Source organism: Polaromonas naphthalenivorans CJ2, assembly GCF_000015505.1.
GTDB classification, from domain to species: domain Bacteria; phylum Pseudomonadota; class Gammaproteobacteria; order Burkholderiales; family Burkholderiaceae_C; genus Polaromonas; species Polaromonas naphthalenivorans.
Genome location: NC_008781.1, coordinates 1,525,656 through 1,552,104, shown reverse-complemented (window position 1 = coordinate 1,552,104; position 26,449 = coordinate 1,525,656). Strand labels below are relative to the sequence as shown.

The window sequence follows — 26,449 nt, the reverse complement described above, 5'->3', positions numbered from 1 at the left end:
CATAACAAGCACGAAAAAAGCCGCTCGGTGGAGCGGCTTTTCAAGGGCAACAGGAGCTTTTACGCAGCCTGTACGGGCTGCACGGCTTTGACAGCCTTGACGCCCAGTTTTTCCTTGATACGTGCCGACTTGCCGCTGCGGCTACGCAGGTAGTACAGCTTGGCACGGCGCACATCGCCCTTGCGCTTGACTTCAATCTTGGCGATCAGCGGGCTGTACACCTGAAAGGTGCGCTCGACGCCTTCGCCATTGGAGATTTTGCGCACGATGAAGCTGGAGTTGAGGCCGCGATTGCGCTTGGCAATCACAACACCTTCAAAAGCCTGCAAACGCTTGCGCGTACCTTCAACCACGTTCACGCTCACGATGACGGTGTCGCCAGGAGCATAAACAGGAATGGTTTTGTTCAAGCGGGCAATTTCTTCCTGCTCAAGGGTCTGGATCAGATTCATGATTTTTCCATCTAACTAATTTCGTTCATGCACGCGCTACGCTAAAGACCGCAAATCCATGGATTCATTCGAAAGAATGGTCAAGTGGTTGCAGTGGCCGCCAGAGGACCGAAAAGCCTTTGATTATAGCAATTCAGGAATCGAGGTCAGGATTTTTGGGAAAATCAGCCAGGAAGGCCTCGTCGCTTTTGCTCAGATGCCCGGCCCTACGGGCTGCCCGAACCAGTTCCGGGCGCTGGCGCTGGGTCAAGGCCAGCCCCTGCTCACGCCGCCAGCGCTCGATGTGCGCATGGTTGCCGGACATCAATTCGGGCGGCACCGACTGGCCGCGCCAGGTTTCCGGGCGGGTGTAATGCGGGCAGTCCAGCAAGCCGTCAAGCGCCGGGTTGAAGCTGTCCATCTGGTGACTGCCTTCATCGTTTAGCACTCCAGGCTGCAACCGGGCCACAGCGTCCAGCAAGGCCATGGCGGCGATTTCGCCGCCCGACAGCACGAAGTCGCCCAGGCTGATCTGGTGGTCCACATGCGTGTCGATAAAACGCTGGTCAAGGCCTTCGTAGCGGCCACAAATCAGCACGGCGCCGCTGCTGCTGGCTGACCAGCGCTCGACGCTGGCGTGGCTCAGCACCGTGCCAACCGGGGAAAAAAGAACGGTGGGCGCGTCAGGCGCACCGCAAGCGGCGCGGTCAGCGCGAATGCTTTCAAGGCACAGCGTCAGCGGCTCGGCCAGCATGACCATGCCCGGTCCGCCGCCAAAGGGACGGTCATCGACCCGCCGGTAATTGCCATCGGCAAAATCGCGCGGATTCCAGAGCCTGACCTCGACCAGGCCGGATTCGTAGGCACGGCGCGTCACACCGCTCGTCAGGAACGGTGAAAAAATCTCGGGAAACAGGGTGATGACATCAAAGCGCATGGAAAACTACTTTGAGCACTGAACAAAAGGCTGAATGCGTCACGGCATGGCGCCATGACGCAGAACATCAATAGTCGGGTTGCCAGTCAACGGTGATGCACTTGCCGGCGATGTCAACTTTATCGACATAGGCTGCGACGAAGGGAATCATGCGTTCGGCAGTTGCGCTGGTGCCGTCTTCCTGGGTGCTGGCGTATTCGACGCACAGCACCGAATGCGGGCCGGTCGCCATCAGGTCGCGCACGCAGCCCAGGGCGACACCTTCACGGTTGAGCACGTTCAGGCCGATCAGATCGACCCAATAATATTCATCGGCGGAAGCAGCCGGAAAGCTACTGCGCGAGAGAAAAATCCGGGCGCCGCGCAGGGCTTCAGCCGCATCGCGGTCGTCAAGACCGGAAAATTTGGCAACCACCGCGCCGGAATGGATTTTTGCCTCATCCACTTTCAGCGAGACCGTCCCCGAAAAAAGGCTGAAACCCGGCCGAAACTTGACGTCAGGCGTCTGCAAGTACCAGGTTTTAGCTGAAAAGAGTGCTTCCGGATCCGTGCTGTGCGGCAGTATCTTGACCCAGCCCTTGACACCCCAGGCATCCAGAATGCGCCCAACCTCAAGCGCGTCGTCAGGCAGGCTTGACGAGGTCAAGCCCAGGGACGGTTGAAGGCCAGGCCGCATCGAAGATTCCTGAAAATCAGGCAGCAGCTACGGCAGCAGGCGCAACAACCGTGGCGCCGCCTTGCTTGATCAGGCGCAGAACGGTTGGGGATGCCTGGGCGCCGACACCGATCCAGTGGGTCAAACGGTCTTGCACGATGCGCAGACCTTCTTCGCCGCCTTTGGCAATCGGGTTGTAAAAACCGATGCGTTCGATGAAGCGACCATCGCGGCGAACGCGCTTGTCAGCCACAACGATATTGAAAAATGGACGGTGTTTGGAACCGCCGCGTGAAAGCCGGATGACGACCATGATTTATCCTTGGGTGGCGGGGTAAAAGTACCCCAAATATTCCTGCAGCGCTTGAGACACACGACATGGCCACCCGGCCAGCGAAATGCTGCAAAGCCTGCGATTATATCCCGCGTCTCAGCACTGCGCCGTTTTGAGTCGAAAATCGCTGCGCTTATTCATGCCTCCGGGACCAGGCTCCAACATTTTCAACCCTTCATCCAGCATGCCCCTCATACGCCCCAGCCGCGACGAAGACATTCGCGCCATCACCGCGATTTACGCCCACCATGTGCTGCACGGCACCGGCACGTTTGAAACCGAGCCGCCCGGAACCAGCGACATGGCTGCCCGCCGTGCCGACGTGCAGTCCAAGGGACTGCCCTACCTGGTTGCCGAGCAGGACGGAAAGATTCTGGGCTTTGCCTACGGCAACTGGTTCAAGCCCCGTCCAGCCTACCGGTATTCGGTGGAGGACTCGATTTACCTTGCGCCGGACCTGCAGCGCAAGGGCCTGGGCCGCGCCTTGCTGGCTGAACTGCTGGCGCGCTGCGAGGCGGCGGGGATTCGCAAGGTCATGGCCATCGTCGGCGATTCGGCCAACGCCGGGTCGGTGGGGGTTCACCTGGCCCTGGGTTTCAGGCAGGTCGGCATCATTGAGTCCTGCGGCTGGAAATTCGGCGCCTGGCGCGATATCGTGATCATGCAAAAGACCCTGGGGCCTGGCGACACGGAGCCGCCGTCAGAACCGTCCGCCTCATAATCCAGCGCATGCACACAGTTCCTCAGAAAAACAAAACCCTTGCCGCCTGGCTGGCTTTCATCGGTGGCCAGCTTGGCCTGCACCGCCTGTACCTGTATGGCTGGAAGGACTTGTGGGCCTGGGCACATCCGGTGGTTGCGGCACTGGGCTGGTGGGGCGTCGAACGGGTGCGGATGTACGGCCAGGACGATCACCTGGCCTGGGCGCTGATTCCCTTGCTGGGCTTCACGCTGGCTGGCACCGCGCTGACAGGAATCTATTACGGTCTGATGCCGCCAGAAAAATGGAATGCCCTGCATAATCCCGCCGCGCCCGAGGCCGTTGCCGGCAACACCAACTGGCTGACGATGGGCGCCATCGTGTTTGCCTTGCTGTTTGGCAGCATCGCCCTGATGTCGAGCATTGCTTTCAGCTTCCAGCGTTATTTCGAATACCAGGTTGAAGAGGCGAAAAAAATCAGCCAGTAACATGCAGAACCCCAAGCAGATCAACGCACCGGACCGGCGCCGCCTGCTGCTCGGCAGCCTGGCGGGTCTTGCCGGATTAACGGAAATAGCGGGAATAGCGGGCTGGACCGGCGACGCGCACGCCCTCCCCGCCAGGACGTTGATCTTTCCGCGCGACAGGGGTTCGCACCCCGACTTTCGCACCGAGTGGTGGTACATCACTGGACACGCCACTTCCCAGGCAGCAAACCAGCGCACCTTCGGTTTTCAGCTCACCTTCTTTCGCTCGCGGGTCGATGGCACGCAAGGCATGACATCGAAATTCGCGGCTAGGCAATTGATCTTTGCACATGCCGCTGTCACCGACGTGCAGGGTAAAAAACTCTGGCACGACCAGCGCATCGCCCGCGCCGGCTTCGGCGTGGCCTCTGCCAGCGAGCAGGACATGGCCGTCAAGCTGCGCGACTGGTCGCTGAAGGCCGACGGCGGACGCTACAGCGCAGAGCTGCCAGCGACCGGCTTTGCGCTCAGCCTGCAGTTTGAGGAAACACAAAGCGTGCTGCTCCAAGGCAAGCAAGGCTTGTCACGCAAAGGCCCTGAAGAAAAACAGGCCAGCTATTACTACAGCCAGCCTCAACTGGCAGCAACAGGCAGCCTGCAGCTCAAGGAGCAAACTTTCGCCGTCACCGGCAAGGCCTGGCTGGACCATGAATGGAGCCAGGAACTGCTGCACCCCAGCGCCGTCGGCTGGGACTGGATCGGCATGAACCTGGACGATGGCAGCGCGCTGACCGCGTTCAGGCTGCGCGACAAGGAGGGCAACGCGGTCTGGGCCGGCGGTTCCTTCAGGTCAGCCCAGGGTGAACTGCGCATCTTCAACCCCGGCGAGATTTTTTTCAAAGCCGAACGAAGCTGGAAAAGCCCGCTGACGCAAATCACCTACCCGGTGCAATGGGTGGTGCGCACGCCGGCCCAGTCCTATACCGTCCAGGCCGTGATCGACCATCAGGAACTCGACAGCCGCAGCTCCACCGGGTCGATTTACTGGGAAGGCCTCAGCGAACTGATGGACAGCCAGGGCAAGCGTGTGGGCACGGGCTATCTGGAGATGACGGGTTATGGGCAGGCGTTGCGGCTGTGACGAGGGCGGTCGCGGTCAACGCGGCTTGGCCCCGATTGGAGTCGCTCCAAATCTTGATTTTTTAGCAGGTCGCAACGCATTGAAGTCAGCGCCCCCAGCACCAAGGCAATGGTGGGCGAAACGCTGCTTAGTCCTGCGGGGTAAGTTGTAGTTTCTGGAGATCAAAACCTTTCTGGCCCAGCCGGCCCAGCAAAGCCTCATAGGCTTTTGGCTCGACCCAGGGGGTTCTGGACAGCACCCACAGATACTCGCGCCGGTCATCGCTCACGGCGACCAGTTGGTAAGCTGCGTCGAGGTCAATGACCCAATAGTCGCCCCATACGGCAGGAATGAATGAGAGCCAGGCCGGAGCGAAGCGTACTTCAAGCTTCGGCGAGGTGGCGCTGCCAATCTGCCGGCCGGCGCCTACGATTTCATTCAACTCCCCGCTCTGCAGCTTGCAGCGATTGATGACCTGCACACCACCATCGCCCTTGATGCTGTATTCCGCCCGAGTGTTGCCAGTGCATTTCTGCTGGAAGGAATTCGGATACCTGGCGATTTCGTACCAGGTGCCCATATAGCGCGGCAGGTCCAGCGACGCTATAGTGGTCAGAGGCTGGCCGGTGGCACTCTGGGCCAGGGCCGGTTGCATTGCCAGGGCGCTGGGCGCCATGGCGAGCGCTGCGCAAAGTCGGTAAAAGTTCAAATGCACGGTCATGGCTCCGGGTCAATAGTTGAAAAAATTAGCTGCTGGCGCGCTTTTTGAGCCAGCGCATCAGCCAGCCCACCACGGGCAGCTTTTCATACAGTTCCTCGGCAGCGTCCCAGTAGTCGCGGTGCAGGGTAATGAGTCCCTGCGCATCCAGCACCAGGTGCGAGACGCCGCGCACGGTCTGCGTGCGGCCCTGCTGAAAATTCCTGAAGCGAAACACGAAGTCCCAGGTCAGAAAGCATTGCGCACCCTGCACCACGCGGCCGGTCACGACAAAGCGGGGTTCATGCAGCGCCACAAACATGTGACTGAAAATCTGCTGGATAGGCGCCACGCCCTGCACCTCGTTGAACGGGTCCTTGAAACGGGCCTGCGGCGCATAGAAGCGGTCTATGGCGGCAACGTCGCCCGGCGTCAGTTGCTCAAAAAAAACGATGATGCGGGTGACTGCCTCTTCAGTCGAGGGGCAAGGCGAATAGCTCATGAATTACCGCCCGGTAAAGCGTCGAATGGCTGGAAAGTACCAACTGTAGGGCAGCAGCCGCAGCAGCTTCATGACCCGGGTGAAGCGCTTGGGGAAGTGGATGTCGAAGTCGCCCCGCGCCCAGCCCTGCAGTATGGCCGTGGCTGCCGCCTCGGGCGAGATCAGCGCCGGCATGCTGAAGTCGTTGCCGGCTGTCAGCGGCGTGGCCACGAAACCGGGGTTGATCACGCTCACGCCCAATCCCAAGTCGTGCAGGTCCAGGTACAGCGTCTCGGCCAGGTTGATCAGCGCCGCCTTCGTGGGCCCATAGGCCAGGCTTTTGGGCAGACCGCGAAAGCCGGCAACGCTGCTGACCAGGCTCAGGTGGCCGGCTTGTCCATGACGCGCGGCTTCTACCATGGCGGGCAGTACAACGCCCAGCACATGGAGCGCGCCGGTCACGTTGACCTGCTGGTGTCGCAGCATCTCGTCCAGATCGAAGGCTGTGGCGCGCATCTCCCGGTAATGGCCGGCACAGTAAAAGACCATGCCCAGCGGCCCGTCTGCCAGCAGTCGGGTCGCCGCTGCCTGCACGTCCTCGCGGCGGGCGGTGTCGAGCGGCAGTGCCCTGCTGCCGGGGTGCTGATCGACAAAGCTCTGCAGTGCCGCTTCGCCGCGCGCCGACACCACCACCTGCGCACCGCGCGCGTGCAGGGCCGATGCCGTGGCGCGCCCTATGCCGCTGGAGGCGCCCACCAGCCAGGCGCGACGGCCCTGCCAGTCGTTGATGCGTGGGTTGAGGCTCATCACTTCAGCGTTTGGTAAAGGACAGCGTGACTTCGCCCAGGCGAATGCCAAACTTGCTCATGGTGGCCCGGTTGATCATGACGTGCTTGTCCATCAGGTACATCCAGTCGTCGAACTGCACTTCATAGACTTTTCCGTCCACCGGCAGTTTCAGGGTGTAGTTCCAGCGAAAGGCATTGCCCGAGGTCTGCCCCACGGCTTCGCCCACCACGTCGCCGGCGGTGCCGCTGTAGCGTCCGTCGGCATGTTTGGTCAATCGCCAGATGCGGCGCTGCGTGCTGCCGTCGGAGTAGGTGAAGGACTCATCGAGCACGCCCTGGTTGCCCGTCCACTGGCAATCCATCATCACGGTAAAGCGCTTCACGATCTTGCCGTTTCGGCCCTGGAAGATGCCGTGGGCGTCGATGCGGCCATTGAAATATTGCGCCAGGTCCAGCATCGGCTTTTCGCCGGCGTAGTCCGCCAGGCTCTGGCTGGCGCAGCCCGCCAGAGCGATGGGAGCGGCAATGGCCGCCGAGAGAAGCATGCGTCGTTGCATCATGGTGAGCCTTCCGGAATAAAAGTGCGCCCTGGTTGCGGGCAACGGATGATGAGGAAATACAGCGCAGCCGCCGCCAGCAGCTTGAGTCCGCAGGGCAACACGGCGTAGGCCAGACCCAGGGTTTGCAGACCTTCGGGGCTGCGCGTGCCGGGGGTGTAGCCCAGCGCGCCGAGCAAAGGCAGCGCCAGCCCGGCGGCCAGCGCCAGGTTGAGCTTGGTGGCAAAGTTCCACCAGCCAAAATAGGCGCCTTCATGCTGGCCACTGTCGCCCTGCTGGGCAATCACGCCGGCCAGCAGCGCGCCGGGCAAGGCCAGGTCGGTGCCCAGCGCGGCGCCGGAAAGCGCGCACACCAGCAAAAAGGCTGCCGCATCGCCCTCGCCCAGGCCCGCGACGCCGGCGAACACGACAATCGCCAGCAGCATGCCCGCAAGCCAGGTGCGCGCCAGCCCCCAGCGCGTCACCGCCCGCAGCCACAGCGGAATCGACAGCGCCGCACAAAGGAAATAGGCGCCCAGGAACAGCGGCTCCCGCGCAGGCGCAACCTGCAGCCGGTCCTGAATGAAAAAAAGCACCAGCGTGGCCGGCACGGCACTGGCGATGCCGTTGAGCATGAAGACGGCCAGCAGGCGCCTGAAGGCCGCGCCGCGCCATGGCCGCCACAGGCTGGCCCCCGGCGCGTAACGATCCAGGCGCGCAAGCTGCACTGGCGCAGGCGCCCTGGTCCAGGCCAGCCAGCCCAGCACCAGTGTGGCAGCGAACACGCCCAGCATCACCGGCAGCCCCAGCAGCGCAGGCAGCACCGAGGCCAGCACGACGCCCAAAAGGCCGCAGCCCTCACGCCAGGCCACGATGCGCCCGCGCTGCAGCTCATTGCCGCCGAGTCGGGCGCCCCAGGACTGGTGGGCAATGCTGAGCTGGCTGTAGGCGGTGTAGGCGATCAGCAAAAAACCCGCTGCCCAGGCAATGAGCGCGCCCGACCCCACCACCGCCGGGAAAAACAGCCCGGCCAGCCCCACGGCCAGCACCAGCGCAGACACCGCACCGGCCGCCAGCACGGCACGCAGCGACCGGGCAAACAGCCGGTCGCTCAGGCGCCCGAGCAGCGGGTCGATGGCAGCGTCGAACAGTCGCGCCGTGAGCAGTACAGTGCCCAGCGTGGCCAGCGGCATGCCGAATTCCCGCGCATAGTGGTTGGGCAGCAATACATACAGCGGCAGGGCCACAAAAGCCAGCGGCAGTCCGAGCAGCCCGTAGGTCAGCCCCTGGCGCACCGAAACTGCCGCTGGTGCGCTCATTTGCACAAGCTCCGCGCTACGCGCTACGGTATTTGCCCTGAAAGCGGCCCGGCGGCTCATGGCTGCCCCGGGGTTCGCGCGGCAAGCAGGGACTGGCGCAGACCGGGCTCGGACGTTTGCGGCGACAGCCAGATGCCGAAGAACAGGCGCGCAAACGCCGGGTCGGCAACCTCGCCGACGGTGCGGCCCTGTAGCTGGAACACGGTGCCCGCGCCGGGCCGGTACAACCCCGTCAGCCGGTCGCCGGCCTTCACATCGGGCAGCGCCGCCTGCAGGGCTTGCTGCCAGCGCGTGGCCTGCTGCGCGGTGAACGGCCCCACGCGGCGCATTTCCTCAATCGAGCGCTGGGCAATCGCCTGGGCGGTGAAGTCGCGCCGGTAGGCAAGCTCCAGCGCCAGGGGATGTGCGGCATAGTCCTCAGGCTGAAAGCCGGGGCTGACCCACAGGCGCGCGCGGTAAATTTCAAAGCCCAGAAAGCGCAGCGAGCCCTGACCGGCCAGTTGCATGCCCGGCAGAGGCGTGCCGGTTTCTGCCGGCTGCGCGCCCACATTCATCAAGAAAAATAGGGCTGTAGCGCATACCGCGCGGGCACCAGCAGCTATATTTTTCATAGTGACGGGCTGACCAGTGTGTACTGGACGACGCTGGTGTTGTTCATGGCAAAGGCGGCTTCGCAATACGACAGGTAGAACTCCCAGATATGCATGAAGCGCTCGTCAAATCCCAGCTGCAAAACTTGTGCGCGCTGGGCCACAAAGCGTTCGCGCCAGCGCCTGAGGGTTTCGGCGTAGTCCTGGCCGAAGGCTAATTCGTCTTCCACCCGCAGGCCCGCAGCCTCGGCCTCGCGGCGGAACTCGCCCGGGCAGGGCAGGCAGCCACCGGGGAAGATGTACTGCTGGATGAAGTCGGTCGAGCCGATGTAGCGCTTGAACAGGCTGTCGTCGATGACGATGCTCTGGATACAGGCGCGCCCGCCGGGCTTGAGCAGCCGCTTGACCGCCTGAAAGTACGCGGGCCAGTATTCGCGGCCCACGGCCTCCACCATCTCGATGGAGCAGATGGCGTCAAACGGCCCGTCATTGATGTCGCGGTAGTCCTGCAGCCGCAAATCGGCCTGTCCTGCGACGCCGTGCCGCGCCATGCGCTGGAGGGCAAATTCGAGTTGCTCTGTCGAAAGCGTCACGCCGGTGAGCGAGGCGCCAAATTCGGTGGTCGCCATCTCGGCCAGGGCGCCCCAGCCGCAGCCGATCTCCAGCACGCGGTCGCCGGGCTTCACGCCCGCCATGCGCAGCGCGCGGCGCACCTTGGCGTGCTGGGCCGTACGCATGTCGCCCCCTGCGTCGCCCTCGAACCAGGCGGATGAGTAGTTCATGGTGTCGTCCAGCCACAGCGCGTAAAAAGCATTACCCAGGTCATAGTGGGCATGGATGTTCTTCTGGCTGTTGGCGCGCGTGTTGCGGTTGAGCAGGTGCTTGATGCGGTACAGCAGCCGCCCGGCCCAGCTGCCGTAGATCACACCCTCGATCTGCTGGCGGTTGGCGATGAACAGCTGCAGCAGTTCGGTCAGGTGCGCCGTGGTCCAATCGCCAGCGATGTAGCTCTCGGCAAAGCCGATGTCACCCGACCTTAGCGCAGCGCCAAACACATTCCAGTTGCGCAGCGTGATCGCCGCCACGGGACCGCCGCCGTGGCCAAAATGCTGCAGCGTGCCATCCGGCAGCTGCACGGTGAGCGATCCTTTTTGCAGGCGTTGCAACAGTTGCAGGCCCGTGCGTGCGGCTGCGGGAATGCCCTGCGGCAGGATGCGGGTGGAGCGGTCGGGTGCGGTGGTGCTGTTCATGGCGGTGTTGTGGGCTGGTTTGAAGGGGCTGATTCAGCGGGTCACGCCGGTGGCAGGCGCTTCGGGCTTGCGGTGAAAACGTACGCGCTTGAGCCAGAGCCTGAGCGCCTGCCAGTGGATGCGGGCCATCACGGCCAGGGTCATGGCCGGATAGCCCCAGAGGGCGCGGCGCAGGGTGCTCCGGCTGACCAGCAGCAGCGTGCCGCAGACGCTGGTTTGCAGCAGCGGGCCACTGGCGTCGTCGTGGTCGATGCGCACCACCGTGCGCTCTTCACCCCCGTGCCGGGTGCGCAGAAAGCGGAACCTGTAACCGCCGCTCACCTCGCAGAAAGGTGACACATGAAACACCTTGCGAGCGTTCAGCTCCATGCCGTAGCACGGCTTGTCCAGCAGGTAGCAGTGGCGCTCGCCAAAGGTGTTGTTGACCTCGACCACGATGGCGCGCAGGCTGCAGTCAGTACGGTGGCAATACCAGAAACTTACGGGTTTAAAGGTGTAGCCCAGCACGCGCGGATAACAGTGCAGCCAGATTTCGCCCGTGGCATCTTCAATGCCTTCGGCGCGCAGCAATTCGTCGATCCAGGCAAGCGCGCCACCCTCCTTCGCACTGCGGCCGTCGCCGTGGTCGGTGTCATGAAAGCTCAGCGCGCCGCGCCGGTTGATGGCCAGCACATCACTGCCCGCCTGCAGGCTGCGCATGGGCAGCATCAGAAAGAAAGTGGCGTAGGCAAACGCATGGTGGCTGGGGCGCAGCCGCGTGTGGCGCACCTGGCCAAAGCCGATGAGCGGGGCAGCCACGCGGGGCGCAGGCTGACTCATGCGGCCTGCTCCCACGGCATGTGAGTCTCGGCGAGCAGCTGCTGCGCCACCGCCAGACCCGACTTGAGCCCGTCTTCATGGAAGCCGTAGCCCGTCCAGGCGCCGCAAAACCAGGTGCGGTGCTGGCCCTGCAGCTGCGCCACCTGCTCCTGGGCAAGGATGGCAGGCAGGTCGAACACGGGGTGCTCATAGTCGTATTCGCCAATCACGTGCTGCGCGGCAATCTCGCGCAGCGGATTCAGCGACACCACAACCGGCTGGCTGAAGGGCAAAGGCTGGAGCTGGTTGATCAGGTAGTGCAGGCAGACGCGGGCTGACTCGCACCCATTGTCTTGCGCGCGCTCGTAGTTCCAGGCGGCCCAGGCGCTGCGCCTGGCAGGCAGCACCGAGGCGTCGGTGTGCAGCACGGCGCGGTTGGGCTGATAGCGGATGGCGCCCAGCGCATGGCGCTCCTGTGGCGTGGCATGGTGCAGCAGGGCCAGCGCCTGGTCGGAATGGGTGGCCAGCACCAGCCGGTCAAAGCGCTCGGCGCCACCATCGGTCACCACGCGCACGCCGGCAGCGTCGCGCTCGATGCGGCGCACCGGGGTGTTCAGGCGCTTGTCCGCGATGCGCGCGACGATTTTCTCGACGTAGTGCTTCGCGCCGCCCGCCACGGTGTGCCACTGGGGCCGGTTGCTGACCTGGATCAGGCCGTGGTTGTGGCAGAAACGGATCATGGTGGCCACCGGAAACTTCAGCATCTGGTCCGTGGGGCAGCTCCAGATGCAGCCCAGCATGGGCAAAAAGTACCAGTCGCGAAAGGCGGCGCCAAAGCGGTGCGCCTTCAGGAACTCGCCCAGCGGCTGCATCAGGGCCGATTCGTCGTTCGCCAGTGCAATGCGCGTGGTGAGCGCATTGAAGCGCAGCAGATCGGCCAGCATGCCCAGAAAGCGCGGGTTCACCAGATTGCCGCGCTGGGCGAAGACGGTGGACAGGCTGGAGCCGCTCCACTCCAGCGTGCGCCCGCGCAGAGCGCCGGGCACCTGGACAGAGAACGACATGTCCGACTTTGCCGTGCTCACGTCCAGTTCGGCCAGCAGCGCAATCAGATGTGGGTAGGTACGCTCGTTGAACACCAGAAAGCCGGTATCCACACCATGCGTGAGCTTGCCCTGCGGGGTAGTCAGCGTGACATCGACCGTGTGCGTGTGGCCACCGAAATAATCACCGGCCTCGAACAGGGTGATGTCGGCCTGGCCCTGCAGCTTGTGGGCCACGGCCAGGCCGGAGATGCCGGATCCGACGATGGCGAGCTTCATGGCCGACGCCCGCCGGTTTCAGCCGGGAAGAAAAAAGTTGCGAAGCATCCGGGAGCAAACGGAAGATCAAAAAATCGTAGGGAAATCATGCGACCTGCCAAAACATGGGATGGTTTAACCATTAGACGTAATTTATTTTTGTCTAGGACAATTAATGAATTTGAACATAATTTGTCCAATTGAGGTTTAATCAGCGTTATGTTGTCTAGGTACTCGCATGGTTTTTGGATTCACTACTGGCTGGTAGCGCCATGAACGAGCGTGAGTGCGTGCCAACGCAAAACTTTTCCATCGCAGCGGTGGAAAGAGACACCGGGCTGTCCAAGGACACGCTTCGGGTGTGGGAGCGCCGCTATGGCTTTCCACGCCCCGGCCGCGACAGTGCCGGAGATCGGGTATATCCGCCTGATCAGGTCGAGCGCCTGCGTCTCATTCACCGCCTGATGGAGGCGGGACACCGCCCCGGACGCATCGTGGCGCTGGAGCCCGAGGCCCTGCAGGCCCTGTCAGCGCCTGCAGCCGCACCAGAGCGCCCGTCAGAACCGAACAGCGCGCCCGCTCTCGACGTTTACCTGGAACTCATACAGCACCACGATGCGCACAAGCTGCGAAGCCTGCTGGGCCAGACCGCCTTGCGCCTTGGGCTGGTCAATTTCGTCACACTGGTGGTGGCGCCTCTCAACACAGCCGTTGGCGAGGCGTGGCTGAACGGCCGGTTTCAGGTGTTCGAGGAGCACATCTATACGGAATGCGTTAAGGGCGTGCTGCGCAACGTCATTGCAAGCATTCCCGCGCCGCAGGGCGTGGACGCTCCCCGGGTGCTGCTGACAAGCTTTCCGGACGAGCCGCACGGTCTGGGACTTCTCATGGCCGAGGCGCTGTTTGCGCTGGAGGGCTGCAACTGCCTGCCTTTGGGGCCGCAAACGCCCATTTCCGACATTGCGAAGGCGGCGCGGGCCTACAAAGCGGACATCGTGGCGCTGAGCTTCACAGCGGTACTCGGTGCGAATGTGATAGTCGCCGGCCTGCGCGAACTGAGGCGCCAGCTGCCGCAAGGCATGGCCATCTGGGTCGGCGGCAGGAATCCCGTTCTTTCGCGGCGTGAAGTGCCTGGTGTGTTGCCGGTGCAGACCCTTGAATCGCTGAGAGAGCAGGTGGCGCGCTGGCGCAGCCAGACCCTGGATGTGGCTGCAGACGTGGACAAGGCGTAAGGGTTCTTGCATAGGCTGCGCCTGAAGGGGTACGGCAGGGAAAACGAAAACTGCGACGCCTGCGCGGCAAGGCTTTCCACCCGGCGACGCAGTGGCCATGCCCGTACACCCAGCGCGGAGGACCTCGACCCACGACAATGTCCCCTATGAAAGCACTTAACAACATCGCCCTGTCCATGCTCGATCTGGTCGCGGTGCGCGAAGGCGGCACGGTCGCCGACGCGCTGGCGATTTCGCTGCGCACCGCCCAGCATGCCGAATGGCTGGGCTTCAAACGCTACTGGTTGGCCGAACACCACAACATGGCGGGCATCGCCAGTTCGGCGACCGCCGTGCTGGTGGGCTATATCGCTGGCGGCACGCACACGATCCGGGTCGGCTCGGGCGGCGTGATGCTGCCCAACCATGCGCCGCTGGTGGTGGCCGAAGCCTTCGGCACGCTGGCCGAGCTCTACCCGGGCCGCATCGACCTCGGCCTGGGCCGCGCGCCCGGCACCGACCAGGCCACCATGCGCGCACTGCGGCGCGAACGCGCCGAGACAGCCGATGACTTTCCGCAGGATGTGGCCGAGCTGCAGCGCCTGCTGGGGCCGGCGCAACCGGGCCAGCGGCTGATTGCCATGCCGGGCGCGGGCACCAACGTGCCGATCTGGCTGCTCGGCTCCAGCCTGTTTTCAGCCCAGCTGGCGGCTGAGCGCGGCCTGCCCTATGCGTTTGCCTCGCATTTCGCGCCGCGCCTGTTGCTGCAGGCGATTGCGCTGTACCGCCAGAATTTCCGCCCGTCGGCCACCCTGGCCAAGCCTTACGTGACGATTGGCGTGCCGCTGATTGCCGCCCCCACCGACGCGGAAGCCGAGTACCTGGCCAGCAGCACCTACCAGCGCGTGCTCGGCATCCTGACCGGCGAGCGGCGCGGCCTGCAGCCGCCGGTGGAACATTTCCTGGCCCAGCGGCATCCGCAGGAGCGCGCCGCGATTGACGACTTTCTGGCAGCCGCCGTGATTGGCAGCCCCGACACCGTGCGCGACGGCCTGAGCGCGCTGGCGCAGGCCACCGATGCCGACGAGTTCATGCTGGTCTGCGACATCTACGACCCGGCCCTGCGGCTGCGCTCGCTGGACATCGCCGCAGCGGCATGCTCCGCCTGACGCGGCCATGCTACTCAATTCATAGCTGCTAGCGCAGACTGCGCGTGCGCCATAGGCCTACTTGATGCTGGAAAGTTTGTTTACGGGTTAAAACGAATGCGCGCTGAAGGCCTTTTGTCAATGCGCGCCAGCCGCCGCATCCGCACTGCCCGCCCCTGCTTGCGCCGGCCGCGTCAGGTACACCAGCGGAATCAGCAGCAGGAAAATCAGGGCGGAGGCATAAAACACGTCGTTCGCCGCCAGCATGTAGGCCTGCTGATCCACCAGGCGATTGATGCTTCCCAGCGCTTGGTCCGGCGTCAGCCCGGCACTGGCCAGGCCGGACAAGGCGCTGTTGGCGGCGACGCTTCCCGGATTGACGAATTCGCTGAGCTGCGCATGGTGCATGGCGGCGCGGTCCTGCCAGATGGTGGTGGCAATCGACGTGCCGAATGAGCCCGCCGTGATGCGCACAAAGTTCGAGAGGCCCGAGGCGGCCGGAATCTTGTCATGGGACAGGCCCGACAGCGTGATGGTCATCAGCGGGATGAAAAAGCAGGCCATGGCCACGCCCTGGATCAGCGTCGGAATCAGGATGGTCGCCATGTCGGCCTGGGTGCTGAAGTTCGAGCGCATCCACAGCACCAGCGCAAACACGGCAAAGGCCAAAGCGGCAAAGTGGCGCGGGTCGGCCTTGCCGATGTTCTTGCCGACCAGCGGCGAGAGCAGCAAGGCCATCAGCCCGACCGGCGCCAGCACCATGCCGGCCTGGGTCGCCGTGTAGCCCATGTACTGCTGCAGCCACAGCGGCAACAGCACCACATTGCCGAAAAACAGGCCGTAACCGACTGACAGGGCGAGCACGCCAGCCCAGAAGTTGCGCTTTTTGAACAAGCTCAAATCCACCACCGGATGCTCTTCGGTCAGCTCCCAGATCACAAAGGCAATCAAGCCGACCAGCGCCACAATGCCCAGCGCAATCACCTCGCCGGAGTGAAACCAGTCCAGCTCCTTGCCCTTGTCGAGCATGATCTGCAGCGCGCCGACCCAGATCACCAGCAGCGCCAGGCCAATCGAGTCAATCGGCAGCTTGCGGGTCTGGCTTTCGCGCTTGTGAAAAATGCTCCAGGTGATGAAAGCCGCGCCAAAGCCGACCGGTATGTTGATGTAGAAAATCCACGGCCACGAAATGTTGTCGGTGATCCAGCCACCCAGCAGCGGCCCCATGACCGGCGCGACCAGCGTGGTCATCGACCACAGCGCCATCGCCAGCCCGGCCAGCGCCTTCGGGTAGCTCGACAGCAGCAGCGCCTGCGACAGCGGAATCATGGGCCCGGCCACCAGCCCCTGCAGGACGCGCAAAAAGATCAGCGTCGTCATGTTCGGCGCCAGTCCGCACAGCCAGGAGGTCAGCACGAACAGCATGATGCTGGCGGTGAACAGCCGGACCTGGCCAAAGCGCTGCGACAGCCAGCCGGTCAGCGGCACGGCAATCGCGTTGGCGACGCCAAAACTGGTGATCACCCAGGTACCCTGGTTCGGGCTGACGCCCAGGTCACCGGCAATGGCCGGCAGCGACACATTGGCAATCGAGGTGTCGAGCACGTTCATGAAAGTGGCGGCCGACAGCGCCAGCGTGCCCCACAGGCGGGCCGAGCCGGTCAGCGGCGGCGGCGGAAGAAAGTCAGATGCGGAAGTGGGTGCGGAAGCCATGGAAACCTTGAAAAACCTGGTGCGGGCCGATTCGGGAAGGGAAACGCTCAGTGCTGCGGCCCGGCGCCACCGTCCGCAGACCGCAGGGCCAGCGCCACGGCATCAGCCTTCACCACCGGGCTGCTCTTTGCCGCCTTGAAGCCCTTGCCGGCATTCGCGGCAATCACGCGGCTCACGTCCTCGCTGGCAGCGTCGTCCTGCGAGGCAAAGGCCTGCGTGTGCGCCTGCGCGGCATCGCGCGGCGCATCGGCCAGGGTCTTGCCGTCCTGCTTGCTCACATCGACTTCGGCATCCATCGACAGGCCGACCCGCAGCGGGTGTTCCGCAAGCTGCTTTGGCTCCAGCGCAATGCGCACCGGCACGCGCTGGACCACCTTGATCCAGTTGCCGGTGGCGTTTTGCGCCGGCAGCAGCGAAAAGGCCGCGCCGGTGCCCACGCCCAGGCCGGCGACCGTGCCCTGGTAATCGACCTTCTTGCCGTACAGGTCGGCCACCAGCGTCACCGGCTGGCCGATGCGGATATTGCGCAGCTGCACTTCCTTGAAGTTGGCATCGACCCAGACCTGGTTCAGCGGAATCACCGACATCAGCGGCGTGCCGGCGGCCACGCGCTGGCCGAGCTGCACGGTGCGCTTGGCGACATAGCCATCGACCGGCGCTGTCAAGGCCGTGCGCTGGGAGGCCAGGAAAGCTTCGCGCACCTTGGCGGCGGCGACCTGCACGCTCGGGTGCTGCTCGATGCTGGTGCCCTCGGTCAGCGCCTGGTTGCTGCCGAGCTGCTCGCGCGCGGCGATGACGCCGGCCTGTGCGGCCGCCAGCGCGCTTTTGGCGTTGGCCAGCTGCGTCTGCGCGTGGTTGAGTTCTTCCCTGGAAACCGCGCCGTTGCCGGTGAGCGACTCGCGGCGCTTGAGGTCGTCGGCGGCGCGTGCAATCTCGCTGTTGGCCTTGCTCACATCGGCATCGCGCAGCGCGATCTGCGCGGCCAGCGAGCCATTGTTGGCGTACAGCGTGCGCGCCTGGCGCACCGCCTGGGCCAGGCCAGCCTCGGCCTGGTCGAGCGCCACTTTCGCATCGGCCGGGTCGAGCTGCACCAGCGGCTGGCCGGCCTTGACGAAATCGGTGTCGTCGGCCATGAGCGCGATGACCGTGCCGCCGATTTGCGGCGTGATCTGGATCACGTTGCCCTGCACATAGGCGTTGTCGGTGGATTCGTAATGGCTGGCCACCAAATATTCGTAGGCGGCCCAGCCCAGGCCGGCCACCACGACGACGCTGGCGAGCGCAGTCAGTGCCTTCCTGCGCTTGGGATTGCCGGCCGGCGGCTGAACCGGCACGGCCGGGCCGGCGGAAGCTGGGGAAGCGGAGGTTTGGGGTGCGTTCATGGTCTTGTTCGGTATGTGTTGGAAATGGCTTGCGCAGGCACTGCGCTGTTCAGTGATGGGTCGCAAAACCTGATCTATTAGTCAAATAAGCCGTTTACGCTTACTGGACGTGCATTAACAGCTATTAATTTTGTAGCATTTTGCGCACCAGGCAATTGCTCAGGTGCATAACCGCCGCCCAGCGCGCGGATCAACGCCACCTGCGTGTCCAGCGCGCGGCCCGCCAGATCGACGGCCAGCCGGCGCTGGGCCAGCACGCTGGTTTCGGCCGTCAGCACATTCAGGTAATTGCCCAGCCCCGCCTTGTAGCGCTGCACGGCGATGCCGTAGGCGCTTTCCGCCGCGTCCTGCGCTGCCCGCTGTTCGGCCTGCTGGCGGCCTATGGCCTGCGACGAGGCGACTTGGTCGGCCACATCGCGCACCGCGTCAATCACTGCCGCGTTGTAGCTTTCCACCGCCGCATCCAGGTCAGCGGTTTTGCCGCGCAGGTTGGCGCGCAGCCGGCCAGCCTCGAAAATCGGCAGGCGCAGGGCCGGGCCGACGCCCCACTGCTGACTGCCCGAGTTCAGCAGATTGCCCAGCCCGATGCTGGAAAAACCGGCAAAAGCGACCAGGTTGATGTTCGGGTAGAACTGGGTTTTGGCATTCACCACGTCCTTGGACGAGGCTTCGACGCGCCAGCGCGCGGCCGCGATGTCGGCGCGGCGCCCCAGCAGGTCGGCTGGAATATTCGGCGTTAATGCTACATTTTTAATAGCTGATTGCGCAGACGGGACAAGCGCAGAAGCACTGTTTGGCTGTCCAAGCAGGGCATTGAGCGCGTTGCGCGTCAGCGCCATCTGTTCCTGCACGGCCTCTAACTGCAGGCGCGCCTCGGGCAGGCCGCCTTCGCTCTGGCGCAATTCCAGCCGGGTGTCCAGGCCGGCATTGACGCGGTCCCGGACCAGCTTGAGGGTTTCTTCGCGCTGGGCCAGCGTGCGGCTTGCCACGCCAGACTGTTCATTCAGACGAACCAGCTGGAAATAGCTGCGTGCCACCTGGCTGGCCAGCAGCACGCGCGCGGCCTGGGCATCGGCCTGGGCGGCCTTCGCGCTGCCCAGCGCGGCGTCGAGCGCAGTGCGGTTCTTGCCAAAAAAGTCCAGCTCCCAGCTCGCGGCCAACTGGGCCGTTGCGCTTTCGCGGATGGAGCCGGCCAGCGGCGGCGGCACCGCGCCGTTGGCGGTGTAGCGCTGGCGCGTCAGGTCGAGCTGGCCATTGACTTGCGGCAAGGTTGCGGCATGCGCCACATCGGTGGCGGCTTGCGCGCGCGCCAGCCGTGCCTGCGCAAGTTTCAGGCTGGGGCTGGTTTCCAGCGCCTTGGTAACCAGGCCATTGAGGGTTTCGTCGCCGAAATCGCGCCACCATTCGGCGGCCACCGGCGCTGGCGCGGTGGCCGTGTTCAATCCCAGCGACGGCGCATCGCGCAGGCTGGCTTGCGGCGCAATGCCCGACATGTCGGCGCAACCGCTGAGGCCGGTGGCGATCAGGCCAGCTGCCACCAGCCCGGCCAGCGAGACCAGCGCCATGCGAACCGAAGCGCGCCACACCGGCATGCTGCCCTGTCCAGGCCCGAGCGCCACATCGGTAAGGGTGTGCGCAACGCCTTCGAAAAAAGAAGTGTTAGTTGGATTTTTCATTTTTGTCAGCCAATGCCTGCAGGGTTTGCGCCGTATCGAGCATGCGGCGCAGATAGCTTTTGAGCGTGGTCCACTCTTCCACCGAAAAGCCGGCCAGCAGCGCGTTTTGCATGCCGCAAAGAATGCCCGGAATCTCTTTGGCGGCCTCGCGGCCGGCGTCGGTCAGCTCCAGATTGACCACGCGCCGGTCGTCGCTGGACCGGGTGCGCTGGCACAACTGCTTGCCTTCGAGCCGGTCCAGCAAACGCGTCATGGAGCCGGCATCGAGTTCGCACTGGCGCGCCAGTTCGGCCGCCGTTGAAGCGCATCCCATGTGCAGCTTGAGCAGCGGCACCCATTGCGCATTGGTCAGGCCGGAGGGTTCGAGTTCTCGCTCCACGCCTTGCGCCATCAGCGAAATGATGCGCCGCATCATGTAGCCGACGCTGTCGTCAGGCGTGTAGCCCTCGACGCGGTAAAAATCAGCCGGAGGAACGGGCAGCGCGTCGATATCGGGGTGGGAGTTGTGCTTTGAATCCATGACCCGAATAATACTTGCTTGAGCAATCATTGTCAAGCCTGTCTTTGCATCAGCAAGCTTTAGCGCTAAACTCGCCGGATGGCCACTTCATCTGTTTCTTCCGTTTCTCCCCTGCCCTCCAGCGCAGCCAGTGCTGCACCGGCCAAAGCCTCGCCCCGCTCCCTGTCGGGCCTGACGCCGTTTCTGCGCCCCTACCGGGGACGGATTGGGCTGGCGGTGCTTTTCCTGGTGATGGCGGCGATTGCCACGCTGGTGTTTCCGCTGGCGCTGCGCGGCCTGATCGACGGCGGCATGGGCGGCGCCGGCAAGGGCGAGCAGCTGATGGCGCTGCGCAACCACTTCTTCGAGCTGTTCGGCGTCGCTGCCGCGCTGGGTCTTTTTTCCGCCGGACGGTTCTACACCGTCAGCTGGCTCGGCGAGCGGGTCACGGCCGATATTCGCAATGCCGTGTATTCGCATGTGGTGCGGCAAAGCCCCGAGTTTTTTGAAACCACGCAGACCGGCGAGGTGCTGTCGCGGCTGACCGGCGACACCACGCTGGTGCAGACGGTGGTGGGCTCCTCGCTCAGCATGGGCCTGCGCAACGCCGTCATGGGCGCGGGCGCGCTCGGCATGCTGGTGGTCACCAACCCGTACCTGATGGTGCAGGTGCTGGGCGTGCTGCTGCTGATCGTCGCGCCCTCGGTGTGGTTCGGGCGGCGCGTGCGCAAGCTCTCGCGCGCCAGCCAGGACCGCGTGGCCGACTCCAGCGCGATTGCCGCCGAAGTGCTCAACGCCATTCCGGTGGTGCAAAGCTACACCGCCGAAGCCCGGGAAGCCGCGCGCTTCGACCAGTCAACCACGGACGCGTTCATCACCGCGATTCGCCGCACCAAGGCGCGCTCGGTGCTGGTGGCCTTCATCATCATCGCCACGTCGGCGGCGCTGCTGTGGGGCCTGTACCAGGGAACGCAGGCGGTGATGCGCGGCGACATTTCCGCCGGCCACCTGGGCCAGACGGTGGTGTATGTGATCATTCTGGCCAGTTCGGCAGCCGTGCTGGGCGAGGTGTATGGCGACCTGCTGCGCGCGGCCGGCGCCACCGAGCGACTGATGGAACTGCTGGAAACCCGCTCACCCGTGACTTCACCGTCAAATCCGGTTCCTGCGCAGGTGGTACGGGCGGGTAGTGCTATCAAATTTAAAGCAGTCACGTTTCACTATCCGTCCCGTCCGACGCAGCCGGCCCTGACCGATTTCAGCTTGAGCGTGGCGCCTGGCGAAACCGTTGCCATCGTCGGGCCGAGCGGCGCCGGCAAAAGCACGGTGTTCCAGTTGCTGCTGCGGTTTTACGACCCCGCCTCGGGCCGGATTGAACTGGACGGCGTTCGGACGGCCGACATGTCGCTGCAAGACCTGCGCGGGCGCATCGGGCTGGTGCCACAGGACGCGGTGATTTTCTCGACCAGCGCACTCGAAAACATCCGCTACGGCAAGCCCGAGGCGAGCGATGAAGAAGTCAAGTCGGCCGCACAGGCCGCGTTTGCGCATGAATTCATCACTGCGCTGCCCGAAGGCTACGACACCTTTCTGGGCGAACGCGGCGTGCGCCTTTCCGGCGGGCAGCGCCAGCGCATCGCGATTGCGCGCGCCATGCTGAAAAACTCGCCGCTGCTGCTGCTTGACGAAGCCACCAGCGCACTCGATGCCGAAAGCGAACGCATGGTGCAGGCGGCGCTCGAATCCGCCATGAAAGGCCGCACCACGCTGGTGATTGCGCACCGCCTGGCCACGGTGCAGCAGGCCAGCCGCATCCTGGTGCTCGACCATGGCAGGCTGGTGGAACAAGGCACGCATGCGGAACTGGTGCGCCAGGGTGGCATTTATGCACGGCTGGCGGCACTGCAGTTCAACGTCTGAATGCAGCCAGGCTGCCGCAAAAACCACAACTATGATTTATTTGCATAATTGATTGAGAACAATGTCTTGGACAGGCGGGGGCGCCGGAACTAAGCTGCGCTACCTAATTGTTTTTCACAAGGAACTGATTCATGTCACAAGCGCCCGCAGCCCTCGGCGAAAGTCCCATTGCCCCCGCCTCTTCCCTTCCGTCCTATCTCCAGGCCGACAAGCTCGGGCCGTGGGGCAACTACCTGCAGCAGGTTGACCGCGTCATTCCGCACCTGGGCAATCTGGCGCGCTGGGCCGAAACCCTCAAGCGCCCCAAGCGCATCCTGATTGTGGACATACCGATTCACATGGACGACGGCACGGTGGCGCACTTTGAAGGCTACCGCGTACAGCACAATGTTTCGCGCGGACCCGGCAAGGGCGGCGTGCGATTTCACCAGGATGTGACGCTGTCGGAAGTCATGGCCCTGTCGGCCTGGATGTCGGTAAAAAACGCAGCCGTCAACGTGCCTTACGGCGGCGCCAAAGGCGGCATTCGGGTGGACCCGAAAAAGCTCTCGCGCGGCGAGTTAGAGCGCATGACGCGCCGCTACACCAGCGAAATCGGCATCATCATCGGCCCCAACAAGGATATTCCGGCGCCTGACGTGAACACCAACGAGCAGATCATGGCCTGGATGATGGACACCTACTCCATGAACACCGGCTCCACCTCGACCGGCGTGGTGACGGGCAAACCCGTCGATCTGGGCGGCTCGCTCGGCCGGCGTGAAGCCACCGGACGCGGCGTGTTTACCGTGGGGACGGAAGCGGCCCGGCATATCGGGCTGGACATTGCCACCGCGCGGGTGGCCGTGCAGGGCTTCGGCAATGTGGGCGGCGTGGCGGGCAAACTCTTTTCCGAAACCGGCGCGCGGATCATTGCGGTGCAGGACCATGGCGGCACGATTTTCCGGGAAGCCGGACTGGACGTACCGGCACTGCTTCAGCATGTGACTGACACCGGCAGCGTGGCTGGCTTTGCCGATGCTGAAGTGCTCGCCGATGAAAAATTCTGGGACGTGGATTGCGACATCCTGATTCCGGCGGCGCTGGAACAGCAGATCACCGCTGAAAACGCCGGCCGCATCAAGGCGCGCATGATCATTGAAGGCGCCAATGGACCGACCACGCCAGCAGCCGACGACATCCTGCAGGAGCGCAATGTGCTGGTGGTGCCCGACGTGATTGCCAACGCCGGCGGCGTGACCGTCAGCTACTTTGAATGGGTACAGGATTTCTCCAGCTTTTTCTGGGATGAAGAAGAAATCAACGCCCGCCTGGTGAAAATCATGAAAACAGCCTTTGCCGGTGTCTGGCAAGTGGCCCAGGAAAAGAAGGTCAGCCTGCGTACCGCCACATTCATCGTGGCCTGCCAGCGCATTCTGCATACGCGCGAATTGCGCGGCCTGTATCCCTGATCAGGGGCTGGTTACCGCTTGAAAAGGAGAGCGGCAGGCGCGTCAGCAACCCTGACCTGCCCTCTTCATTTTTACTGCAGGGTTTCCTTGAGGGCCGGCAGCATGGGAAGCGGCATGACTTCAATCCCCTCCTCCAGCAGCTCTACGGCTTCCCGTGCACTGGCCTGACCGCGAATGCTGCGGGCTTCGGCTTCGCCGTAGTGCATGCGGCGTGCCTCGTCAGCGAATCGCTGGCCGACATCTTCGGTATTTGCAATGACCTGGCGCAAGGCAGTTAAAAATGCAGCCTGTGCGGCAGGATTGAGTCTGTCCGGACTGCCGTTTTCAGGCGGATCACTGCGCACTGCTTCGTTTTTCAATGGCGCCATCGCGGTTGATGCAGGAGTTGCAGCTTGCCCCTGAAGGGCCTGCTCGGAATCACGGGCCTGGTGGCCGCCAAAATTGAGACGGGGCGCACTGGGCATTTTTTGAATGGCACTGTCGGCGCACATCGGGCACTCAACCAGGCCGCGCTTCAACTGGCCTTGAAAATCGTCCTCCGAACCAAACCAGCCTTCAAACGAATGCAGGTGCGAACATCGAAGATTCAGGACTTTCATGGGTCGAGTATGGCAAGACCATCACAGCCCTGCTGCCTGCCATTCCAATGTCCATGCACCCGACAACATGTTTTGCAGCCATAGCATGCCCGTCAGGGTCTTGGCATCGGTCACCTGGCCGTTGCCGCACCAGCCCAGCAGTTCGGTTGGCGTGGCGGTAAAGACATCCAGAAATTCGCCTGCATCCAGCTTGCGCTCGCCCAGACTCAAGCCACGCGCAAACCAGATATCAATGAATTCGGTGGAATAGGAAATGACCGGATGCAGAACGCCGGCCCTGACCCATTCGCGTGCGGTGTAGCCGGTTTCTTCCTGGAGTTCGCGCTGCGCGCAGGCCAGCGACGATTCGCCGGCGTCCAGTTTGCCTGCAGGAAATTCGATCATGACGGCATGCACCGGATAACGGTACTGGCGTTCCAGCACCACGTTGCCATCGTCAAGCAGTGCAACGATCATCACCGCGCCCGGGTGAACGACATACTCACGCGTGGTGTGTTTGCCGTCGGGCAGACTGACGGTGTCGCGAAAAACCTGTAGGAAATGACCTTTGAGGATTTTTTCCGAGCTGGCTTGCGTCTCCAACAGATGCGCATCCTGCTTGCCGATTTTCCCGTCAGGCCCAGGAATCGGAGTCATGAGCGGTGTTTAAAAAGATAACGATAGGTGAAACCGGGAAATGCAAACGTCAAAAAGAGCGTTCCAGTGATGGCATAAAACTCCCAGCCCTGCGGCGCAATCTGCCCGTTGCGCTGCTCAAGGTACAGTCCCAAAGCGCCGACCAACAGATACCAAACCACCATTTCCGCCAACCGCATGGCCAGGTTTTTTGGCGACTTGAGCGCAATGACCGCAAAGAGACGGTTGCTGATGAACGGCATATTGGCCATCACCAGGGCCAGCAGCACAACCAGCCATACAGATGCGGTCTGACTCAAACTCAGACTCCGAGTGAATTCACGATGCTGTTGATCGACTGAGCGCACAAGGTCATCAGGCTGCTAGGCGCAATACCCAGGACCAGAAGAAGCGCACCGTTGATCGCCAGCACAATCTGTGCATCCGCCGGCGCTGAAATCGGCTGCGCATTGTGGCTGTGAGGCGCATCAAAGTACATCACCTTGATCACGCGCAGATAGTAAAAAGCGCCAATCAGGGACATGAACACGGCAAAAACGGCCAGCACCAGGTAGCTTGTCTGGCCCGACGAAATCAGGGCTTGCAAGACGCCCAGCTTGGCATAGAAACCAACCAGCGGCGGCAAGCCAGCCAGTGAAAACATGCTCATCGCCATGACGCCGGCATACAGGGGGCTGCGCTGGTTCAGACCCGACAGGTCAGTGATTTCTTCAGACTCATGCCCAGCACGGGCCAGCAGCAGGATGATGCCGAATGCAGCGAGTGTGGTCAGCACATAGGTCAGTGCATAGAACATGGCCGCGCCATAGGCAGACTCGGTATGCAACTGATTGCCGTTGACCACGCCGGCCAGCAAACCGAGCAGCAAAAAGCCCATTTGCGAAATGGTCGAAAACGCCAGCATGCGCTTGAGGTTGGTTTGGGCAACGGCCGCCAGATTACCAATCACCAGCGAACCAATCGCCATCAAGGCCAGCATCTGCTGCCAGTCGATGGCCAGCGGCAACAGGCCTTCAACCAGCAGGCGAATGGTCATGGCAAATGCGGCGAGTTGCGGAGCACCGCCAATGATCAGGGTGACGGCCGTGGGCGCTCCCTGGTACACGTCGGGCAGCCACATGTGAAACGGCACCGCACCCAGCTTGAAGGCCAGGCCCGCCACGATGAAGACCAGACCGAACACCAGCACTTGGTGTTTGACCTGCCGGCTGGCAATGGCATTGAACACTTCATTGATGTTCAGCGAGCCGGTGGCACCGTAGAGCATCGACAGGCCGTACAGCAGAAAGCCCGAAGCGAGTGCGCCCAGGACGAAATACTTCATCGCCGCTTCAGTGGCTTGTGCATCGTCACGGCGCAAGGCGACCAGTGCATAGCTGCACAGCGTCATCAACTCAAGGCCCATGTAGAGCACCAGGAAATTGTGACCGGAAATCATCACGAACATGCCCAGCAAGGCAAACAGGCTGAGCGTGAAAAATTCGCCGCCGCGCAGCATGTCCCGGTCAGCGGCGTAAGGCCGGCCATAGACCACCGTGATCATCAGGGCAATGCTCGAAAAGCATTTCAGCCAGCTTCCCATCGGGTCCACCACCACCATGTTGCCAAAGCCGTAAAAAGTCTGGCCACCCAGCGCATAAGAGGCTTCCATGACGGCTACAGCGCCAAGCGTCAGCAGAGTCAACGCATAGGTAAGCGTGCGGCGCGGCGATTTGACGCCCAGGTCCACCAGCGCAATCAAGCACGCCATGACCAAAAGAACGAGTTCGGGATAGACCGCGATCCAACTGAGTTTGTCAATCATCTGAAT

28 protein-coding genes are annotated in these 26,449 nt (G+C 63.1%); 7 read left to right on the top strand and 21 right to left on the bottom strand.

Annotated elements, in window-relative coordinates:
• Window positions 1–59 precede the first annotated feature (59 nt).
• The 4 genes from rplS to rpsP form a co-directional block, all read right to left on the bottom strand.
• Window positions 60–452 (bottom strand): 50S ribosomal protein L19, encoded by a 393-nt coding sequence (gene rplS, locus PNAP_RS07310; RefSeq protein ID WP_011800865.1) that lies wholly within the window; start codon window positions 450–452, stop codon window positions 60–62.
• Window positions 453–585: 133 nt separating this feature from the next.
• Window positions 586–1,368, bottom strand: coding sequence for a tRNA (guanosine(37)-N1)-methyltransferase TrmD (gene trmD / locus PNAP_RS07305; protein ID WP_011800864.1), 783 nt, complete (start codon window positions 1,366–1,368; stop codon window positions 586–588).
• Window positions 1,369–1,435: 67 nt separating this feature from the next.
• Window positions 1,436–2,044: a ribosome maturation factor RimM gene (rimM, locus tag PNAP_RS07300; protein WP_011800863.1), complete on the bottom strand. Its 609-nt coding sequence runs from the start codon at window positions 2,042–2,044 to the stop codon at window positions 1,436–1,438.
• Between the two features lie 16 nt (window positions 2,045–2,060).
• Window positions 2,061–2,336 carry a 30S ribosomal protein S16 gene (gene rpsP / locus PNAP_RS07295; RefSeq protein ID WP_011800862.1) on the bottom strand — a complete coding sequence of 92 codons (276 nt, stop codon included), beginning with the start codon at window positions 2,334–2,336 and terminating at the stop codon, window positions 2,061–2,063.
• 205 nt (window positions 2,337–2,541) lie between these two features.
• On the opposite strand from rpsP, the gene PNAP_RS07290 reads away from it, so the two are divergent.
• The 3 genes from PNAP_RS07290 to PNAP_RS07280 are packed head-to-tail and all read left to right on the top strand — an operon-like array spanning window position 2,542 to window position 4,665.
• Window positions 2,542–3,078 (top strand): GNAT family N-acetyltransferase, encoded by a 537-nt coding sequence (locus PNAP_RS07290; RefSeq protein WP_011800861.1) that lies wholly within the window; start codon window positions 2,542–2,544, stop codon window positions 3,076–3,078.
• Between the two features lie 8 nt (window positions 3,079–3,086).
• Window positions 3,087–3,545, top strand: a complete 459-nt coding sequence (locus tag PNAP_RS07285) for a hypothetical protein (RefSeq protein ID WP_011800860.1) — start codon at window positions 3,087–3,089, stop codon at window positions 3,543–3,545.
• A 1-nt stretch (window position 3,546) separates the two neighbouring features.
• The gene (locus PNAP_RS07280) at window positions 3,547–4,665 is read left to right on the top strand and encodes a lipocalin-like domain-containing protein (protein WP_011800859.1); all 1,119 of its coding nucleotides are present in this window, start codon (window positions 3,547–3,549) and stop codon (window positions 4,663–4,665) included.
• A 127-nt stretch (window positions 4,666–4,792) separates the two neighbouring features.
• On the opposite strand, the gene PNAP_RS07275 is transcribed toward PNAP_RS07280, so the two are convergent.
• From PNAP_RS07275 to PNAP_RS07235, 9 genes are all read right to left on the bottom strand, one after another.
• Complete coding sequence (locus PNAP_RS07275; RefSeq protein ID WP_157040229.1) at window positions 4,793–5,320, bottom strand: lipocalin family protein; 528 nt, start codon at window positions 5,318–5,320, stop codon at window positions 4,793–4,795.
• A gap of 70 nt (window positions 5,321–5,390) precedes the next feature.
• Window positions 5,391–5,843, bottom strand: a complete 453-nt coding sequence (locus tag PNAP_RS07270; protein ID WP_011800857.1) for a nuclear transport factor 2 family protein — start codon at window positions 5,841–5,843, stop codon at window positions 5,391–5,393.
• 3 nt (window positions 5,844–5,846) lie between these two features.
• Entirely contained in the window at window positions 5,847–6,629 is a 783-nt protein-coding gene (locus PNAP_RS07265; RefSeq protein ID WP_011800856.1) for an SDR family NAD(P)-dependent oxidoreductase, read from the bottom strand.
• 4 nt (window positions 6,630–6,633) lie between these two features.
• The gene (locus PNAP_RS07260) at window positions 6,634–7,170 is read right to left on the bottom strand and encodes a DUF3833 domain-containing protein (RefSeq protein WP_011800855.1); all 537 of its coding nucleotides are present in this window, start codon (window positions 7,168–7,170) and stop codon (window positions 6,634–6,636) included.
• Window positions 7,167–8,465, bottom strand: a complete 1,299-nt coding sequence (locus PNAP_RS07255) for an MFS transporter (protein WP_041376592.1) — start codon at window positions 8,463–8,465, stop codon at window positions 7,167–7,169. Before PNAP_RS07255 ends, PNAP_RS07260 begins: the two co-directional genes overlap by 4 nt.
• Window positions 8,466–8,521: 56 nt before the next feature.
• Window positions 8,522–9,019, bottom strand: a complete 498-nt coding sequence (locus tag PNAP_RS07250; RefSeq protein ID WP_049763651.1) for a chalcone isomerase family protein — start codon at window positions 9,017–9,019, stop codon at window positions 8,522–8,524.
• A gap of 53 nt (window positions 9,020–9,072) precedes the next feature.
• On the bottom strand, window positions 9,073–10,305 hold the full coding sequence (locus PNAP_RS07245; RefSeq protein ID WP_011800852.1) for an SAM-dependent methyltransferase: 1,233 nt from the start codon (window positions 10,303–10,305) through the stop codon (window positions 9,073–9,075).
• Between the two features lie 33 nt (window positions 10,306–10,338).
• A complete protein-coding gene (locus PNAP_RS07240; protein ID WP_011800851.1) occupies window positions 10,339–11,124 on the bottom strand; it encodes a DUF1365 domain-containing protein in 786 nt (261 codons plus the stop codon).
• Window positions 11,121–12,425, bottom strand: a complete 1,305-nt coding sequence (locus PNAP_RS07235) for an NAD(P)/FAD-dependent oxidoreductase (protein ID WP_011800850.1) — start codon at window positions 12,423–12,425, stop codon at window positions 11,121–11,123. Before PNAP_RS07235 ends, PNAP_RS07240 begins: the two co-directional genes overlap by 4 nt.
• Before the next feature lie 251 nt (window positions 12,426–12,676).
• Here PNAP_RS07235 and PNAP_RS07230 point away from each other — a divergent pair, with 251 nt between their 5' ends.
• Complete coding sequence (locus PNAP_RS07230; protein WP_011800849.1) at window positions 12,677–13,636, top strand: MerR family transcriptional regulator; 960 nt, start codon at window positions 12,677–12,679, stop codon at window positions 13,634–13,636.
• 137 nt (window positions 13,637–13,773) lie between these two features.
• Window positions 13,774–14,784 (top strand): LLM class flavin-dependent oxidoreductase, encoded by a 1,011-nt coding sequence (locus PNAP_RS07225; RefSeq protein ID WP_011800848.1) that lies wholly within the window; start codon window positions 13,774–13,776, stop codon window positions 14,782–14,784.
• Window positions 14,785–14,901: 117 nt separating this feature from the next.
• Here the strand turns inward: PNAP_RS07225 and PNAP_RS07220 are convergent, their stop codons facing one another.
• From PNAP_RS07220 to PNAP_RS07205, 4 genes are all read right to left on the bottom strand, one after another.
• The gene (locus PNAP_RS07220; RefSeq protein ID WP_011800847.1) at window positions 14,902–16,476 is read right to left on the bottom strand and encodes a DHA2 family efflux MFS transporter permease subunit; all 1,575 of its coding nucleotides are present in this window, start codon (window positions 16,474–16,476) and stop codon (window positions 14,902–14,904) included.
• 47 nt (window positions 16,477–16,523) lie between these two features.
• The gene (locus PNAP_RS07215) at window positions 16,524–17,858 is read right to left on the bottom strand and encodes an HlyD family secretion protein (protein WP_011800846.1); all 1,335 of its coding nucleotides are present in this window, start codon (window positions 17,856–17,858) and stop codon (window positions 16,524–16,526) included.
• 77 nt (window positions 17,859–17,935) lie between these two features.
• The gene (locus PNAP_RS07210; protein ID WP_011800845.1) at window positions 17,936–19,450 is read right to left on the bottom strand and encodes an efflux transporter outer membrane subunit; all 1,515 of its coding nucleotides are present in this window, start codon (window positions 19,448–19,450) and stop codon (window positions 17,936–17,938) included.
• 67 nt (window positions 19,451–19,517) lie between these two features.
• Window positions 19,518–20,054, bottom strand: a complete 537-nt coding sequence (locus PNAP_RS07205) for a MarR family winged helix-turn-helix transcriptional regulator (protein ID WP_011800844.1) — start codon at window positions 20,052–20,054, stop codon at window positions 19,518–19,520.
• Window positions 20,055–20,132: 78 nt separating this feature from the next.
• Here PNAP_RS07205 and PNAP_RS07200 point away from each other — a divergent pair, with 78 nt between their 5' ends.
• Both PNAP_RS07200 and PNAP_RS07195 read left to right on the top strand, forming a co-directional pair.
• On the top strand, window positions 20,133–21,953 hold the full coding sequence (locus tag PNAP_RS07200) for an ABC transporter transmembrane domain-containing protein (RefSeq protein WP_011800843.1): 1,821 nt from the start codon (window positions 20,133–20,135) through the stop codon (window positions 21,951–21,953).
• Window positions 21,954–22,084: 131 nt separating this feature from the next.
• Window positions 22,085–23,404 carry a Glu/Leu/Phe/Val family dehydrogenase gene (locus PNAP_RS07195; RefSeq protein WP_011800842.1) on the top strand — a complete coding sequence of 440 codons (1,320 nt, stop codon included), beginning with the start codon at window positions 22,085–22,087 and terminating at the stop codon, window positions 23,402–23,404.
• A 71-nt stretch (window positions 23,405–23,475) separates the two neighbouring features.
• On the opposite strand, the gene PNAP_RS07190 is transcribed toward PNAP_RS07195, so the two are convergent.
• From PNAP_RS07190 to nuoN, 4 genes are read right to left on the bottom strand one after another with little or no spacing between them, the layout of a single operon-like run.
• Window positions 23,476–24,003 (bottom strand): DUF1178 family protein, encoded by a 528-nt coding sequence (locus PNAP_RS07190; protein ID WP_011800841.1) that lies wholly within the window; start codon window positions 24,001–24,003, stop codon window positions 23,476–23,478.
• Between the two features lie 21 nt (window positions 24,004–24,024).
• Window positions 24,025–24,639 carry an NUDIX domain-containing protein gene (locus tag PNAP_RS07185; RefSeq protein ID WP_011800840.1) on the bottom strand — a complete coding sequence of 205 codons (615 nt, stop codon included), beginning with the start codon at window positions 24,637–24,639 and terminating at the stop codon, window positions 24,025–24,027.
• On the bottom strand, window positions 24,636–24,938 hold the full coding sequence (locus tag PNAP_RS07180; RefSeq protein ID WP_011800839.1) for a DUF2818 family protein: 303 nt from the start codon (window positions 24,936–24,938) through the stop codon (window positions 24,636–24,638). Before PNAP_RS07180 ends, PNAP_RS07185 begins: the two co-directional genes overlap by 4 nt.
• Before the next feature lie 2 nt (window positions 24,939–24,940).
• Window positions 24,941–26,443 carry an NADH-quinone oxidoreductase subunit NuoN gene (gene nuoN / locus PNAP_RS07175; RefSeq protein WP_011800838.1) on the bottom strand — a complete coding sequence of 501 codons (1,503 nt, stop codon included), beginning with the start codon at window positions 26,441–26,443 and terminating at the stop codon, window positions 24,941–24,943.
• Window positions 26,444–26,449 lie beyond the last annotated feature (6 nt).

Bases quoted from the DNA above. Each gene is read 5' to 3' on its own strand.
- rplS (WP_011800865.1), bottom strand. From the start codon at position 452: ATGAATCTGATCCAGACCCTTGAGCAGGAAGAAATTGCCCGCTTGAAC.
- trmD (WP_011800864.1), bottom strand. From the start codon at position 1,368: ATGCGCTTTGATGTCATCACCCTGTTTCCCGAGATTTTTTCACCGTTC.
- rimM (WP_011800863.1), bottom strand. From the start codon at position 2,044: ATGCGGCCTGGCCTTCAACCGTCCCTGGGCTTGACCTCGTCAAGCCTG.
- rpsP (WP_011800862.1), bottom strand. From the start codon at position 2,336: ATGGTCGTCATCCGGCTTTCACGCGGCGGTTCCAAACACCGTCCATTT.
- PNAP_RS07290 (WP_011800861.1), top strand. From the start codon at position 2,542: ATGCCCCTCATACGCCCCAGCCGCGACGAAGACATTCGCGCCATCACC.
- PNAP_RS07285 (WP_011800860.1), top strand. From the start codon at position 3,087: ATGCACACAGTTCCTCAGAAAAACAAAACCCTTGCCGCCTGGCTGGCT.
- PNAP_RS07280 (WP_011800859.1), top strand. From the start codon at position 3,547: ATGCAGAACCCCAAGCAGATCAACGCACCGGACCGGCGCCGCCTGCTG.
- PNAP_RS07275 (WP_157040229.1), bottom strand. From the start codon at position 5,320: ATGGCGCCCAGCGCCCTGGCAATGCAACCGGCCCTGGCCCAGAGTGCC.
- PNAP_RS07270 (WP_011800857.1), bottom strand. From the start codon at position 5,843: ATGAGCTATTCGCCTTGCCCCTCGACTGAAGAGGCAGTCACCCGCATC.
- PNAP_RS07265 (WP_011800856.1), bottom strand. From the start codon at position 6,629: ATGAGCCTCAACCCACGCATCAACGACTGGCAGGGCCGTCGCGCCTGG.
- PNAP_RS07260 (WP_011800855.1), bottom strand. From the start codon at position 7,170: ATGATGCAACGACGCATGCTTCTCTCGGCGGCCATTGCCGCTCCCATC.
- PNAP_RS07255 (WP_041376592.1), bottom strand. From the start codon at position 8,465: ATGAGCGCACCAGCGGCAGTTTCGGTGCGCCAGGGGCTGACCTACGGG.
- PNAP_RS07250 (WP_049763651.1), bottom strand. From the start codon at position 9,019: ATGAATGTGGGCGCGCAGCCGGCAGAAACCGGCACGCCTCTGCCGGGC.
- PNAP_RS07245 (WP_011800852.1), bottom strand. From the start codon at position 10,305: ATGAACAGCACCACCGCACCCGACCGCTCCACCCGCATCCTGCCGCAG.
- PNAP_RS07240 (WP_011800851.1), bottom strand. From the start codon at position 11,124: ATGAGTCAGCCTGCGCCCCGCGTGGCTGCCCCGCTCATCGGCTTTGGC.
- PNAP_RS07235 (WP_011800850.1), bottom strand. From the start codon at position 12,425: ATGAAGCTCGCCATCGTCGGATCCGGCATCTCCGGCCTGGCCGTGGCC.
- PNAP_RS07230 (WP_011800849.1), top strand. From the start codon at position 12,677: ATGAACGAGCGTGAGTGCGTGCCAACGCAAAACTTTTCCATCGCAGCG.
- PNAP_RS07225 (WP_011800848.1), top strand. From the start codon at position 13,774: ATGTCCCCTATGAAAGCACTTAACAACATCGCCCTGTCCATGCTCGAT.
- PNAP_RS07220 (WP_011800847.1), bottom strand. From the start codon at position 16,476: ATGGCTTCCGCACCCACTTCCGCATCTGACTTTCTTCCGCCGCCGCCG.
- PNAP_RS07215 (WP_011800846.1), bottom strand. From the start codon at position 17,858: ATGAACGCACCCCAAACCTCCGCTTCCCCAGCTTCCGCCGGCCCGGCC.
- PNAP_RS07210 (WP_011800845.1), bottom strand. From the start codon at position 19,450: ATGCCGGTGTGGCGCGCTTCGGTTCGCATGGCGCTGGTCTCGCTGGCC.
- PNAP_RS07205 (WP_011800844.1), bottom strand. From the start codon at position 20,054: ATGGATTCAAAGCACAACTCCCACCCCGATATCGACGCGCTGCCCGTT.
- PNAP_RS07200 (WP_011800843.1), top strand. From the start codon at position 20,133: ATGGCCACTTCATCTGTTTCTTCCGTTTCTCCCCTGCCCTCCAGCGCA.
- PNAP_RS07195 (WP_011800842.1), top strand. From the start codon at position 22,085: ATGTCACAAGCGCCCGCAGCCCTCGGCGAAAGTCCCATTGCCCCCGCC.
- PNAP_RS07190 (WP_011800841.1), bottom strand. From the start codon at position 24,003: ATGAAAGTCCTGAATCTTCGATGTTCGCACCTGCATTCGTTTGAAGGC.
- PNAP_RS07185 (WP_011800840.1), bottom strand. From the start codon at position 24,639: ATGACTCCGATTCCTGGGCCTGACGGGAAAATCGGCAAGCAGGATGCG.
- nuoN (WP_011800838.1), bottom strand. From the start codon at position 26,443: ATGATTGACAAACTCAGTTGGATCGCGGTCTATCCCGAACTCGTTCTT.